This window comes from Alginatibacterium sediminis (assembly GCF_003610775.1).
Taxonomy (GTDB): Bacteria; Pseudomonadota; Gammaproteobacteria; order Enterobacterales; family Celerinatantimonadaceae; genus Alginatibacterium; species Alginatibacterium sediminis.
This window is the reverse complement of record NZ_RAQO01000004.1, coordinates 20,158-33,049: the sequence shown is the minus strand read 5'-3', so window position 1 is coordinate 33,049 and position 12,892 is coordinate 20,158. Positions and strand designations below refer to the sequence as shown.

Here is a 12,892-nt window from a genome sequence, read left to right as displayed (position 1 = left end):
CCTCTCCTAGAGTCCAAAACTACCAGCGAGCGTACCCATTACCAAACTCCAGCCGTCGACTAGAACGAATAGCATCAGTTTAAATGGCAAAGAGACAATCATTGGCGACAACATCATCATACCCATTGCCATCAGGATACTCGCGACGACTAAATCGATGACCAAAAACGGAATAAATAGCATGAAGCCTATCTGGAAGGCCGTTTTCAATTCAGAGGTAATAAACGACGGAACCAGCACCGAAAAAGGGACATCTTCCGGATTTTCTACTTCAATTTTCGCAATACGCACGAAGGTTTCAAGGTCTGTGAGCCGAGTTTGTGCCAGCATAAATTCATGCATCGGTTGTTTAGCTAAGTCAAAAGCCTCGATGGATGTCAGTTCTTCGTTAAAATAAGGCTGTAGTGCTCGCTCGTTAATTTCATTAAGTACCGGCGACATAATAAAAAAGGTTAAAAATAATGATATGCCAATAATTACTTGATTTGACGGACTTTGTTGTAGCCCCATTGCTTGTCTTAGAATCGACATCACCACCACTATACGGGTAAATGAGGTCATCATGATGACAACGGCAGGTAAGAAGCTCAGTGCCGTCATAAACATCAACACCTGCAATGTAACTGAATACTCTTGACCACCGTCAGGATTCGTACTCATCGTTATTGCAGGTAAAAACGGATCTTGAGCCATTGCAGGCCAAGCCAGTAACGCAATAGTGCCGATAAACAGCGTTAAAACAGTTTTCATTCAGCTGGATTCTGTTTTGATTTTGAATTTAGTTTAAGCAAAGAAGCAAAGTCTAGGCCGACATTTTTGCCAGAATGTTGACGTGGCTCCAACCCTGGCTCAAGTTTGTCAATTAAGCTGATGTTTTGTGCGGTCACAGCCAATAGATATTGCTGATCTGCAACACTTACGACGCACAAGCGTTCTCGAGTGCCAATTGCGGTGCTAGCGATCACTTGGATTTGTTGATTTGAACCGGGTGAGAAACGACTCTTTTTTACTAACCACGCAAGAATAAAGATACTAAGTAATACCAGTCCGGTTGAGAGTATCCAAGAGAGCAAGTCTGCGCTTTGAATTGAACTACCAGCCGCCACCCCAACCGATGGCGAAGATTGCGTCGCCACGGCGCTAGAGACTTGCGCAAATGCCAACTCTGGTGCCAATGCGAGTCCTATGGCGATGCTAGTATACTTAAGTTTCGCCACCAATGTGGCTATCGCTATACGCATTACTTAAGTTTCTTGATGCGTTCTGTCTGGCTAATTACATCAGTTAGGCGAATACCGAATTTGTCATTGACCACAACCACTTCGCCGTGAGCGATCAAGGTACCGTTGACCAACACATCTAAGGGTTCGCCCGCAACCCGGTCTAATTCCACAACAGAGCCTTGATTTAGCTGTAGTAGATTTCTAATGCTGATTTGACTGCGCCCTACTTCCATTGAAATAGTGACCGGTATATCAAGGATCGCGTCAAGCTTACTATGCTCTTCATCGCTAAGGTTTTTGGAGCTAATTTGTGGTTCAAATTCTTCTAAGGGAGCGGGCTCAGGTTCAGCTTCCGCCATTGCTGCTGCCCACTCGGCTGCCATTTCGTCTTCTTCGCTCATACCATTCCTTAATTTATCTAAGCTTGTGCTAACTATTCATCTTCTGGAGGACGGCGACCGACCACCATTTCTAAATCACTTTTTACTGTTTCCGGTCGTTTGAGCTGCTCAGTAATTTTTAGCGCTAATCCATCACCTTTTTTGCCCAACTTACCGCGGTAGCTTGGAAGATCTTCGATAAGCATCAGCGCGTGGTCTGGCATATCAACCGGAATTACGTCGCCGGCTTTGAGTTCCATTAAATCTCTCAAGCTTAAATCAACGTTCAGGAGGTGAGTGTTCATCGTAACCCCCACATCCATAATTTCGTCTCGCAGCGCGGTACTCCAGCGCATATCCGTATCTTGTTTGTCACTTTGAACGCCCGCATCAAGTAACTCACGAATTGGCTCAAGCATTGAATAAGGCATTGCAATATGAAAGTCACCACCACCACCATCAAGCTCGATATGAAATGAGCTGACAACGATGACTTCCGTTGGACTAACGATATTCGCCATTGCTGGGTTTACTTCGGAATCAAGGTAGTCAAAGCCAACATCCATTACTGGAGCCCAAGCTTCTTTATAATCCTCAAAAATTATTTTTAACAACATTTGAATAATGCGGCGTTCGGTTGGGGTAAATTCACGCCCCTCGATTTTGGCGTGATAACGGCCATCACCACCAAAAAAGTTTTCAACTAGAATAAACACCAATCGCGCTTCCATCGTAACCAAAGCGGTGCCTTTTAGCGGACGAAATCTCACCATATTCAGGGAAGTTGGCACAAATAGGGTGTGTACATACTCACCAAATTTGATCATCTGAACGCCATTAATTGAAACTTCTGCAGTGCGTCGCATCATATTAAATAGACTAATACGCATATGACGAGCGAAGCGTTCGTTCACCAACTCAAGCGTTGGCATGCGTCCACGAACAATTCTGTCTTGCGACGAGAAGTCAAAATCTAGTGCACTTCCGCCCTCTTCACTTTCAACAATATCTTCATCGATATCATCAACACCGTGGAGCAGCGCATCAATTTCGTCTTGGCTTAATAAATCGCTCACTGTTGTCCTTATTGCATCACAAAACCGGTGAACAGGACTTTTTCAATCACGACGCTCCCAGTCAAATCATTGAGTTTTTTCTGCACGTTTTCTAGGGACTGCTGACGAACGAGCTCTTTACCCTCGACGCTTGATAATTCACTAACACTGGCAGAGCTAAACGTATCGAGTAACGTGCTTTCAATTAGAGGAATATGCTGTTTAGTAAGCGCTTCGTTACTTGCTCCGCGTACTAACAGTTGTACTTTAATTTGTACTAATCGGTCCCGAATATCACTTCTGACATTAAAAACAAAAGGTCGAGGCATGCCAACGTAGTGAGCTGTCGCGGTTACCGCTGTTGCTTGTTGAGCATTTGGATCGGCACTTGCAGCCGGTGCGGCGTCATCGGAGCTAAAAAACATAAACCATACACCTGCTAGCACCGCGAGTAAAACTACGACACCAGCGATGATAATGATGAGTTTCTTTTTGCCTTTACCTTCTTTACCATCTTCGACAAGAAGTTCTTTATCGTCAGCCATGTACGTCCTGTATTGATTGCAGTGATTATCTGGTCTTGTAAAGCTTGCCTATACACTACTGAAGTAATTGAGCATAGCCTAGCTTTTGAACGAACAATCGTTAATTACTAATTATTATCCTTGCTCCACCTCGTCCATGCAACTAAGCATCTCTATTGTTTAGCAATATTTTTAAGTTAAGCGTAAAAATCAATCACTGAGCGTTCATTTTGTCGCTGTAAGACTCCATTTGACTGGTCTATATCTGATTGAGTTTCAGTTTGCCCACTTGAATTACCCATTCCAGCGCGTCCTCGTTCAGCTTCACCATGATGAGCATGCTGATGTCCTCGACCTTGATCGCTACCAACACTGCCATTATTCAACTCAATACCTTGTTGACTGAGCATTTCGCGTAGACGAGGCATCGTTTGTTCAAGAAGCTCTCTGGTTTGTGGGTTCTGAGCCTGGATTTGCACCGATGCGCCTTCTTGGGTGATTTGAAGACGAATTTGTAAGCTGCCTAAATCACCGGGATCGAGTCGAATTTCAGCGCTTTGCATTCCCTTAGCTGCCATGTACTGGACCCGTTCGTTGAGTTCAGAATTCATATTATTAGCAGGTATCGGCCGTTGTAACCATTGTCCCTGCTCTTTGGTTTCAGAGCTTGGATGTAAATTGGAATTGAGCTGACCAGACTGCTGCTGTTGTGATTGTTGCTGAGAGGCTTGCTGCTGACCATCTGACGATTGGCCAAAAGACTGCCCAAAGCTAGTGTTAGACACGGTATCCTGGCGTTCATTACGGTTTTGTACGCCAGTTTGCTGTGGATTAGTCTCACCATCGGCTTTGGTTGCGCTCCAAGAAACTTCTGGTTTGTTACTAGCCGCTGCTAAGGCCTCTTGCTCCGCATTGACGCGTTTAGCATCTGGTGTTTCCTGAGTTTGGTTTTGATTTTTGCTGGTGTTTAACTCCGACTTGGGCTCTGATGTCACAACTTTTGAATCTGGCGCATCACTATTTGATTTGCTTGTTTGTGATGTACTTTTAGCTTCGTCAGCAAGCTGCATTTCAACTGTTTTGCTTTGTTGGGGCTGTGCATCACTATTACTGACACCTACAGTGCTAGCGCTTTGTTTCACTTCATTCCCCATAACTGTAGCAACGGTTTGTGCTGGTTGTGGGTTGCGAGTCGATTGAAGTTCTCTGGCGGCTTTAGCATCGTCAATTGCCACACTTTCACTTTGAATTTTTGTACCCAAATTGACCTCAATTTCCGCCTTAGTCTTAGTCGTTGGCGTCAGGTCGACTTCAGTCTTGGGAGCTATGTTTTTAGCCTCTTCGGCGCTTAAACTTTTAGTTTTTTCAGTTTCGTCGCCTTTAGCAAGGGTTACGAGAGCGTTTACTTTTGCTTGCAGGCTCGATGCTGTTGCGTCGGGCTTGTGCTCAAATTTCAATTCGGTTTTTAATGGTTCCGCTTCACTTGAACTAGCCATTGCGGATTTATCAACCACTTTGGCTTGCGTCGATTCATCTTCGGCATCGGTGTTTTTTAGTGAAGGGGCCGAAACTATAGACTCAGAGTTTTGCGCGGTCGTTGAGCTTGTTTTTGCGTTGGCACTCGAGCCCATAAGCTCATTCAACCACGATTGCTTGAAGCCAAAATCACTGTTGTCTTCACTCGCAGCAATTTTGTCACTGGCTTTACTCAGAGGATCGCTTTGAAAACTCATTTGACTGAGATCTTGTGCAATTAACTGCGATAAGCGTTGTTCAAGTTGGGGGTTGTTTTGAGACTGATTAAGATCTGCAACCAAGTCTTCGATAGCTTCTAGTTGCTGCAGCAAAGCCTCGGTGTTTTGAATATCAGACTCAGCAAGTGTTGATTCATCACGCTCGCAATTTTCGTGAGCCCCATGTTCTTCACTTTCTTGTAGCTGTTGTTTCACATCAGCAAGTAAAGCGGCAACATCTTGCAGCTGTTCGCTACCTTGTTCACTTGTTTTTGAAGATTTATCTTCTACCAGTAATGCAATTTTTTCCAAAGCCTGTGCAAACACTTGTTTGGTATCTGTCGCGGTTTCATCAAGTGGCGCATCTGTGCCCAGTGATGTTGCTGTAACTGCCGATGACTCAAGAAAATAGTCTTTATTATCAGTAGCTAAAGAGCTTGATATCGGTCCCGTTTTTGTAAAAGATGTTTGTCCTAACATGAATTCCATATTCAGTATCCCGATACTAATTGACGACAATCCAACTCGATTGAACGACTTTCCATCAAAAATTGTACAGTAATTTTAGTCACTGGCATTGTTGTGACACATACGACTAACCAGAGTATTAGGTTTTATAAGCATATATCAGGCCAAATGCTCATCATTGCCCAAAATGTTGGCTTAAACTTCGCTTAAACGCCTCTGAAAGGCCATTTGAGCGTATTCATCAAGTTGTTTTTGCTCAATTTTGTCTTGGCGTATCACTTCACGGTGTCGGTCTTGTTCAATGAGATGCAACATAGCTTTGCGTTTGGTTTGCAGCTCAATCCAGTTTTGATGGGCTTTGTTAAGGTTTTGCTCCATTTGAAACACAGTTTTCATCTGCTGTTGACCTGCCAACTCAAGCTTTTGAATAAAAAGCTGATATTGATGAAAGCCATCAGCAGTTGTACCGTCCTTGCCTTTAGCTAACGCTTGTTTAAGGTAACCGCGACGATAGTCTTCAAGGTTATTGAGTTGAGTTTTAAACTGATCTAACTGTTGTCTAGCCGCGGCATAGTCTCGCGCCGCTTGTTGTTCTTGCTCAGCTAATCGTTGTTCCATTAAATGAAGAGCGCGCCTTGCCATAAGTCTCCTTGCGCGCAACAAACAGCTCTAGATCAGCCAGCTTGTTGCTGTAGATTCATGTTGGCCATTTGCATAGTACGTTCCATGCGCGCCAAACTATCGTCGTAATTAACGATTTCTTTCATACCTTGCTGCAAAAACTGATCCATTTGTGGCTTCATCGTAATCGCTAAATCAATCTTTGGATCTGCGCCGCGTTGATAAGCACCAATTGCGATAAGATCTTGGTTTTGCTCATAGCTTGAATACAGCATTTTTAACCCACGCGCCAGTTGTTGGTGCGCATCTTCGGTTACCGCTGGCATAACTCGGCTGATTGATTTCTCGATATCAATCGCAGGATAGTGGCCTGAATCCGCCAGTTTGCGCGACAATACAATATGGCCATCTAGAATCGCTCGTGACGCATCCGCAATCGGGTCTTGTAGATCGTCACCTTCGGTTAATACTGTGAAAAAAGCGGTCACAGAACCGGTGCCTTCAGGCCCATTTCCAGCACGCTCAACTAAACGAGGAAGTTTTGCAAAAACTGAAGGTGGGTAACCTTTGGTCGCAGGCGGCTCTCCAATAGCAAGTGCAACTTCTCGCTGGGCTTGCGCATAACGCGTTAACGAGTCCATCATTAGCAGTACATTTTTGCCCTGATCCCGAAAATGTTCAGCTATTGCCATCGTAGTATCACAGGCTTTCAGTCGCATTAACGGGGAAGCATCAGCTGGGGCAGCTACAACAACGGCTCGCTCTCGGTCTTCCACACCTAAAATATCGTCAATAAACTCTTTTACCTCTCGGCCACGTTCACCGATTAGGCCGACGACCACCACATCAGCAGTTGTCCCTCGACACATCATGCCGAGTAGAACTGACTTACCGACACCAGAGCCTGCAAACAAGCCCATACGTTGACCTTGCCCAACTGTGAGTACTGAATTGATTGCACGAACACCAACATCCATTGGCTTTTTAATTGGTTGACGAGACATAGGGTTAATCGGAGCGGCGTTAAAATCGATGGTCTTTTTACTGTGGATTGGTCCAAGACCATCCAAGGGTTTTCCTAGACCGTCAATAACTCTTCCCAGTAGTGCTGGTCCAACGGGTACACCATAGCTATGGCCTAAGGGAGTTACCCGCGCACCAGGAAGCACGCCGGTTAGTTGGTCAGAGGGCATTAGAAATAGTTTGTCTTGAGCAAAACCAACCACCTCCGCCTGCAAGCTTCCATTAATGGTTTCAACTTCACATAGCGAACCTAAAGGCGCACGACAGCCAGTCGTTTCAAGTGTAAGCCCTACAACACGTGTTAGCTTGCCAGCTACGGTTGGCTTGTCACGTAAGCCCTCGGACTTATACTGGCTCAGACGATTCGTTAGTGTCATTTAAGTCCTTATTTTGAGAGATAAAACGAGCCATCGCTTCACTAATAATCGCAGACATATCAACGTTTACCGAACTCAATTCACTTTCAACCCGGCAATCACCTTGGCCTAAACTACCATCGGCGATCAAGACCCATTTTTGCTTCTCTTGACTATCTTTTGGAAATGCAGCTTCAACAATTGTTAAGTCTTCAGGGTGTAAATAAATACTGGTTTGTTGTTGATGCACCGGTAAGGCTTGAATTGCTTGCTTGAGGGTCGCTAAAATAATTTGCGGATTTGTCGATAATTCAGTTTGAATCACTTGTTGGGTCAAGCTAAGCACTAAGTCCAATACCTGCTGTTCAAGTGCTTGGTCTAGTTGCTGTTGCGGGGTGTAGAGTTGTTCAATGAGGCTTTCCCATTGTGTACTAAGCGTGTCAATTTGGGATTGCCCCTCACTGATCCCTTTTGCTTGGCCTTCTTCATAGCCTTGTTGCTGCCCTTGTTCCAGCCCCAGTGCATGTCCTTCTTGTTGACCTTTCTCGATTCCCGCTTCACGACCTTCTGCGAAGCCGTCGTCATAAGCCGATTGTCGAAGTGCTTCAAGTTCTTCAATAGTCATCGGAACATACTCGGGCTCTTCTGGCTCGAGAGTTTCATCTTCTTTCTCAAACCAATCTGCACGCATATTTAGCGCATTGGTTTGAGCCGCAGCTTCAGAGTCCAAATTGTCATCAAACTCGGGTAAATCCCACGGCGGAGTTGCATCGATTTCCGATTCAGGCTCGGTATTAAGGCCATCACTGCCTAAGTTGGCCTCGTGCGAAACACTTGAAACAAGATCATCAATTTCATTTGTTTCTTCACGACCGGCTGTCGTTTCCGGTTGCGCTTGCTGCGCTACATCTTGCAGCAAGGCATCAACGTCAATATCTTGATTCTCATTGCTCATTATAAGAACTCGTCGCCACCGCCACTACCGATCATAATTTCGCCAGCTTCGGACAGTCGACGTGCAATTGATAGAATTTCTTTCTGGGCACTTTCAACTTCACTAACTTTAATTGGACCCATGGCTTCAAGATCATCTTTAAGCATATCCGCAGCACGCTTGGACATATTGGCAAATATCTTCTCTTTAAGTCCTTCGTCTGTTCCTTTAAGAGCTGCTTGCAATTGATCTTGTGGTACATCACGTAGCAAGGTTTGAATGCCGCGGTCATCAACATCAATGAGGTTTTCAAAGACAAACATAAGATCTTGGATTTGTTGCGCCATTTCTTCGTCGCTTTCGCGAATCGAGTCCATAAGCAAGCCTTCGATATTGGTATCTAAGAAGTTCATAATATTGGCAGCTGCTTTCAAGCCGCCCATCTTGGCTGCTTGTGCTCCTGCCTGACCGGCGAATTGTTTCTCCATGATCTCGTTTAGCTCGGTCAATGCTGCTGGCTGAACTTCTTCAAGGTTGGCGATTCGCATCATCAAATCAAGGCGTACTTTATCTTGGAATTGAGACATAATTTCAGCCGATTGCTCAGCTTCCAAGTAAGACAATACAATAGTTTGAATTTGCGGGTGCTCATTTTGAATAATATTGGCAACTTGGCGGGCATCCATCCATTTTAATGAATCCAAACCTTTCGAACCGCTACCTAAAATGATTTGGTCAACGAGGCTCGAAGCTCTATCTTCACCCAACGCCGTTGTCAAAGCATTACGAACAAAGTCTTCACTACCAATACCGATGTTGGTGAATTTTTGGATGTCATCAATAAATTGACGATGTACAGCAACAACTTTTTCATGTGCAAAGTCACGCATAGAAGCCATGGCCATACCCAAGCGTTGTACCTGTTTAGGCTCCAAGTGACGAAATATACTCGCCGCATCATCTTCATTCAAACTCAGCATCAATATCGCAGCACGCTCTATGCCGGTCATTTCAGCTAGTACGGCATCAGTGTTGCCAGTTTCTTGTTCATCAGCCATCGTTAATCACCCAATCTTTTATTACCATTGCTGCAAGGTCTGGTTCGTTAGCCACAAGTGCCCTAACCGCTTTGAGCAGGTCTTCATCTTTATGTAAGTCTGGCAGCTGAAGCTGACCTTCGCGAATTCCAAAATCAACGGCGGAGTTATCAAGTGCCAATAAGTCCACTTCATCATCATTCTCATAAGCTGCAAGTGCTGCATCCAAGTCAGTCGTTTCTTCTTCGGTCTCGCCACTACTCCACATCTTATTAAGAATAGGTCGGATAACCGCTAAAATAAGCACGATGAGTACCAAAACTGCACCAGCGGTACGAACTGCCCGCCAAAACCATTCTTGTTCCCAGATAGGCAGGTCACTAACTTCAAACGCGTCGGGACGAGAAAATGGCACGCTGACGACTTCAAGATTATCGCCTCGGTTAATACTAAAACCAACGCCACCTTGCAGTAAACGGCGAATATTGAGAATTTGTTCGGCGCTACGCGGCTCACCCTGAGCACCATCAGCGCCAGGTAAGTGATCGACAGCCACTGACACGCTTACTCGTTGTACCGTTCCAGTTTGCGAACGCGTATGGCTAATGGTTGTATCAAGTTCGTAGTTGCGGGTCGACTCACTACGGTTGCTGGCATTGGCATTACGCGCATTAGCGCCGCCGTCGGCAACCTCAGGAATATCAGCATCCAGTGGAGGCTGGTTCGTTAAAGCGCCAGGAATACCAATAGCACCGCCACCGACTTTATTGTCTTCCACTAACAATTCACTGCGAATTGCAGGCAAATCTGGGTTAAAGGTTTTTTGTGTTTGTTCAACCGCGGTGAAATCCATGGTGACATCAACTTCGGCGGTATAATTTCCAACACCTAAAATTGGGATCAATATTGCGTCAATTTTATTTTTATATTCGTCTTCGCGTTGGCGCTCAAGCTCAAACTCACGGCGATTACGTGATGAGATAGGGTCTTGGCTGCCAGAATTAAGCAAGCGACCATGATGATCGGTCACCGTTACCCGACTGGGTACCAAACCATGTACCGCCGAAGCAACGATATCGACAATCGAGTCAATTTCTTCTTGAGGTAAGCCGTTGTTGCGGCGAAGGGTAAGAACCACGGTTCCTGAAGGTTGTTGTTCGCGTTTAGCAAAAACATTGGTCTTAGGTATAGCGAGCAGAACTTTGGCGCGTTGCACCGACTGCATCGCTTCAATAGCTTCAGAAAGCTGTCGTTCTCGGCTCAGTTTAAGACGTTCAGTTTCAAGTCGTTGACTAACCCCAAACCCCATATCTTTAAGAAGAATATCTTCTCCGGCTAACTCGCTACCACTTGAGCTCAAGCCACTACGGGTTAAGTGTAACTTAATGGTGTTAAATTGCTCCGACAGAACATTGACGGTTTTACCGTCAACCTTGTATTCGTATTTATTTTGATCGAGAAAATCTAAGGTCTCTATCAACTGTTCAGTATTTAAGGTTGCAAGAGGTCGCATTTCTGGAGCTTTCGCCCAAAAAAACATAAATAAGCCAAGCCCCAAAATAATGGTCAAGGCCAAAATCATGATCACTTGGCGCAATATGTCGCCATTGCGCAATATGTCTAGAGTACCGCTGCTGCGTTGTTCGTTCGCATCAAGGTTGTCTTCCAGAATTGCATTGTCATCACTTAAGATGGAGTTGGACTCGTTAGCCATGTTTTATCCCCCTGTCCTTAGACAGGCATACTCATTACTTCCTTGTACGCTTCAACCAACTTGTTGCGCACTTGAACAGTTGCTTCAAAAGCAACACTCGATTTTTGTCCGGCAATCATTACATCACCGATACCAACACTACGATCCCCTAAATCAAAGCGGGTACGAAGGCTGTTCGCTTCTTGTTGCTGACCATTGACCTTGTTGAGAGCATCACTAAACAACTGACCAAAGTTATTACTGGTTTGGCTTAGTTCTTGTACACCTTGACCATTTGATAGCTCTTGTAGCGCTTGATCGACAGTAACAGGGCGCTGCATATTACTACGCATTTCCCCTTGTAGTGCCTGTAACTCACTCATTAAACTGTTAGATTCGACTCGCATTTTTCACTCCAACTGACAAAGCGCTGACGCTTGTCTTGCTATTCCTTTGTACAAGGGTAAAAGCAAGGAGCTTGCCAAGATTGAAACTATCGAAATGAACAGCAAAAACCTCGCACAAAATAGTACGAGGCTTAGCTTTAGCGTGATTTAATTTACAACAACCAAAGACTGTAAGGTGTCGAAATAATCGGGGAAGGTTTTTGAGGTACAACCGGGATCATTAATCGTGACCGGTGTATCACTTAAGGCGACCAAGGAAAAACACATCGCCATGCGATGGTCATTGTAGGTGTCTATTTGCGCATGTTGTAGCTGTTGCGGCGGGGTGACTTCAATGAAGTCTTCACCTTCCACGACTGTAGCGCCAACTTTTCTAAGCTCTGTAGCCATGGCTGACAGGCGGTCGGTCTCTTTGACACGCCAGTTATAAACATTACGAATGGCAGTAGTACCTTTGGCGAATAAGGCCGTGGTAGCGATGGTCATCGCCGCATCGGGAATGTGATTCATATCTAGGTCAACTGCTCTTAGCTTGCCAACCTGAGCTTCAATAAAATCGTCGCCCCAAGTAATGTTGGCACCCATTTGCTCAAGTACATCAGCAAAATGAACATCGCCTTGCATCGAAAGACGACCCACACCGTTGACACGAACGCGTCCGCCTTTGATGGCCGCAGCAGCCAAGAAATAACTAGCTGACGAGGCATCACCTTCAACCAAAAACTCACTGACTGATTTATAACCCTGACCCGCTTTGACTACAAACGATTGGTAATTGTTGTTTTCAACTTCAACACCAAAGGCAGACATCATTTTGAGCGTAATATCAATATATGGCTTTGACACTAACTCACCACTGATTTCAATCTCAATATCAGACTTAGCCAAAGGTGCAGCCATTAGAAATGCAGTAAGAAATTGGCTAGACACACTGCCGTCGATACTCACTTTACCGCCAGCTAGGCCTTGAGCCTTAATTCTAAGCGGTGGATAGCCTTCGCTCTTAAGGTACTCGACATCAGCGCCGACTTGGCGCAATGCATCAACCAAAGCACCAATGGGTCGCTCTTCCATCCGCGGCTCGCCAGTGAGTTCAATGTCGCCACTGCCCAGGCAAAGTGCTGCACAAAGCGGGCGCATTGCAGTTCCAGCATTGCCTAAGAACAAGGAAAGTGGCTGGCTAGGTGTAAATGCGCCACCTAAACCGTACACAGTACATTGCCGACGGTCGTCGCTCAGCTCAGTTTTTACCCCTAAGCTTTCTAATGCCGAAAGCATATGGCGGATGTCGTCACTATCAAGCAAATTGGTGAGTGTTGTGGTACCACTTGCTAATGCGGCTAACAGCAAGGCACGATTGGATACACTTTTTGAACCAGGGATGGTGATTTCACCATCAATCTTAGCGATAGGCTCAAGTTTAAGTTGTTGCATGTGG

At 45.2% G+C, this 12,892-nt stretch carries 13 protein-coding genes; all 13 read right to left on the bottom strand.

The genetic code is table 11. The features are described from left to right. Window positions 1-6: 6 nt before the first annotated feature. The 13 genes from fliP to aroA all read right to left on the bottom strand — a co-directional run bounded on the left by fliP (window position 7) and on the right by aroA (window position 12,888). Window positions 7-750, bottom strand: a complete 744-nt coding sequence (fliP, locus tag DBZ36_RS03215) for a flagellar type III secretion system pore protein FliP (protein WP_120353496.1) — start codon at window positions 748-750, stop codon at window positions 7-9. After that, the gene (gene fliO, locus DBZ36_RS03210; protein ID WP_120353495.1) at window positions 747-1,241 is read right to left on the bottom strand and encodes a flagellar biosynthetic protein FliO; all 495 of its coding nucleotides are present in this window, start codon (window positions 1,239-1,241) and stop codon (window positions 747-749) included. The genes fliP and fliO overlap by 4 nt, the downstream gene beginning before the upstream one ends. Next, entirely contained in the window at window positions 1,241-1,624 is a 384-nt protein-coding gene (gene fliN, locus DBZ36_RS03205; protein ID WP_120353494.1) for a flagellar motor switch protein FliN, read from the bottom strand. Before fliN ends, fliO begins: the two co-directional genes overlap by 1 nt. A 32-nt stretch (window positions 1,625-1,656) precedes the next feature. Next, window positions 1,657-2,679, bottom strand: a complete 1,023-nt coding sequence (fliM, locus tag DBZ36_RS03200) for a flagellar motor switch protein FliM (protein WP_120353493.1) — start codon at window positions 2,677-2,679, stop codon at window positions 1,657-1,659. Between the two features lie 8 nt (window positions 2,680-2,687). Beyond that, on the bottom strand, window positions 2,688-3,203 hold the full coding sequence (gene fliL / locus DBZ36_RS03195) for a flagellar basal body-associated protein FliL (protein WP_120353492.1): 516 nt from the start codon (window positions 3,201-3,203) through the stop codon (window positions 2,688-2,690). A gap of 176 nt (window positions 3,204-3,379) precedes the next feature. Beyond that, on the bottom strand, window positions 3,380-5,404 hold the full coding sequence (locus DBZ36_RS03190) for a flagellar hook-length control protein FliK (protein WP_120353491.1): 2,025 nt from the start codon (window positions 5,402-5,404) through the stop codon (window positions 3,380-3,382). Window positions 5,405-5,578: 174 nt separating this feature from the next. Beyond that, the gene (gene fliJ, locus DBZ36_RS03185) at window positions 5,579-6,025 is read right to left on the bottom strand and encodes a flagellar export protein FliJ (protein ID WP_120353490.1); all 447 of its coding nucleotides are present in this window, start codon (window positions 6,023-6,025) and stop codon (window positions 5,579-5,581) included. 32 nt (window positions 6,026-6,057) lie between these two features. After that, window positions 6,058-7,404 carry a flagellar protein export ATPase FliI gene (gene fliI / locus DBZ36_RS03180; protein ID WP_120353489.1) on the bottom strand — a complete coding sequence of 449 codons (1,347 nt, stop codon included), beginning with the start codon at window positions 7,402-7,404 and terminating at the stop codon, window positions 6,058-6,060. Next, window positions 7,373-8,338, bottom strand: coding sequence for a flagellar assembly protein FliH (gene fliH, locus DBZ36_RS03175; RefSeq protein WP_120353488.1), 966 nt, complete (start codon window positions 8,336-8,338; stop codon window positions 7,373-7,375). The genes fliI and fliH overlap by 32 nt, the downstream gene beginning before the upstream one ends. Further along, entirely contained in the window at window positions 8,338-9,375 is a 1,038-nt protein-coding gene (gene fliG / locus DBZ36_RS03170) for a flagellar motor switch protein FliG (protein ID WP_120353487.1), read from the bottom strand. The genes fliH and fliG overlap by 1 nt, the downstream gene beginning before the upstream one ends. Continuing rightward, a complete protein-coding gene (fliF, locus tag DBZ36_RS03165; protein ID WP_120353486.1) occupies window positions 9,368-11,068 on the bottom strand; it encodes a flagellar basal-body MS-ring/collar protein FliF in 1,701 nt (566 codons plus the stop codon). The genes fliG and fliF overlap by 8 nt, the downstream gene beginning before the upstream one ends. Window positions 11,069-11,085: 17 nt before the next feature. Continuing rightward, window positions 11,086-11,454 (bottom strand): flagellar hook-basal body complex protein FliE, encoded by a 369-nt coding sequence (gene fliE, locus DBZ36_RS03160; protein ID WP_120353485.1) that lies wholly within the window; start codon window positions 11,452-11,454, stop codon window positions 11,086-11,088. Between the two features lie 147 nt (window positions 11,455-11,601). Continuing rightward, window positions 11,602-12,888, bottom strand: coding sequence for a 3-phosphoshikimate 1-carboxyvinyltransferase (aroA, locus tag DBZ36_RS03155; RefSeq protein ID WP_120353484.1), 1,287 nt, complete (start codon window positions 12,886-12,888; stop codon window positions 11,602-11,604). Window positions 12,889-12,892 lie beyond the last annotated feature (4 nt).

Excerpts from the sequence above, each read along its gene's own strand:
- fliP (WP_120353496.1), bottom strand. The coding sequence starts at position 750 with ATGAAAACTGTTTTAACGCTGTTTATCGGCACTATTGCGTTACTGGCT.
- fliO (WP_120353495.1), bottom strand. The coding sequence starts at position 1,241 with ATGCGTATAGCGATAGCCACATTGGTGGCGAAACTTAAGTATACTAGC.
- fliN (WP_120353494.1), bottom strand. The coding sequence starts at position 1,624 with ATGAGCGAAGAAGACGAAATGGCAGCCGAGTGGGCAGCAGCAATGGCG.
- fliL (WP_120353492.1), bottom strand. The coding sequence starts at position 3,203 with ATGGCTGACGATAAAGAACTTCTTGTCGAAGATGGTAAAGAAGGTAAA.
- DBZ36_RS03190 (WP_120353491.1), bottom strand. The coding sequence starts at position 5,404 with ATGGAATTCATGTTAGGACAAACATCTTTTACAAAAACGGGACCGATA.
- fliJ (WP_120353490.1), bottom strand. The coding sequence starts at position 6,025 with ATGGCAAGGCGCGCTCTTCATTTAATGGAACAACGATTAGCTGAGCAA.
- fliI (WP_120353489.1), bottom strand. The coding sequence starts at position 7,404 with ATGACACTAACGAATCGTCTGAGCCAGTATAAGTCCGAGGGCTTACGT.
- fliH (WP_120353488.1), bottom strand. The coding sequence starts at position 8,338 with ATGAGCAATGAGAATCAAGATATTGACGTTGATGCCTTGCTGCAAGAT.
- fliG (WP_120353487.1), bottom strand. The coding sequence starts at position 9,375 with ATGGCTGATGAACAAGAAACTGGCAACACTGATGCCGTACTAGCTGAA.
- fliF (WP_120353486.1), bottom strand. The coding sequence starts at position 11,068 with ATGGCTAACGAGTCCAACTCCATCTTAAGTGATGACAATGCAATTCTG.
- fliE (WP_120353485.1), bottom strand. The coding sequence starts at position 11,454 with ATGCGAGTCGAATCTAACAGTTTAATGAGTGAGTTACAGGCACTACAA.
- aroA (WP_120353484.1), bottom strand. The coding sequence starts at position 12,888 with ATGCAACAACTTAAACTTGAGCCTATCGCTAAGATTGATGGTGAAATC.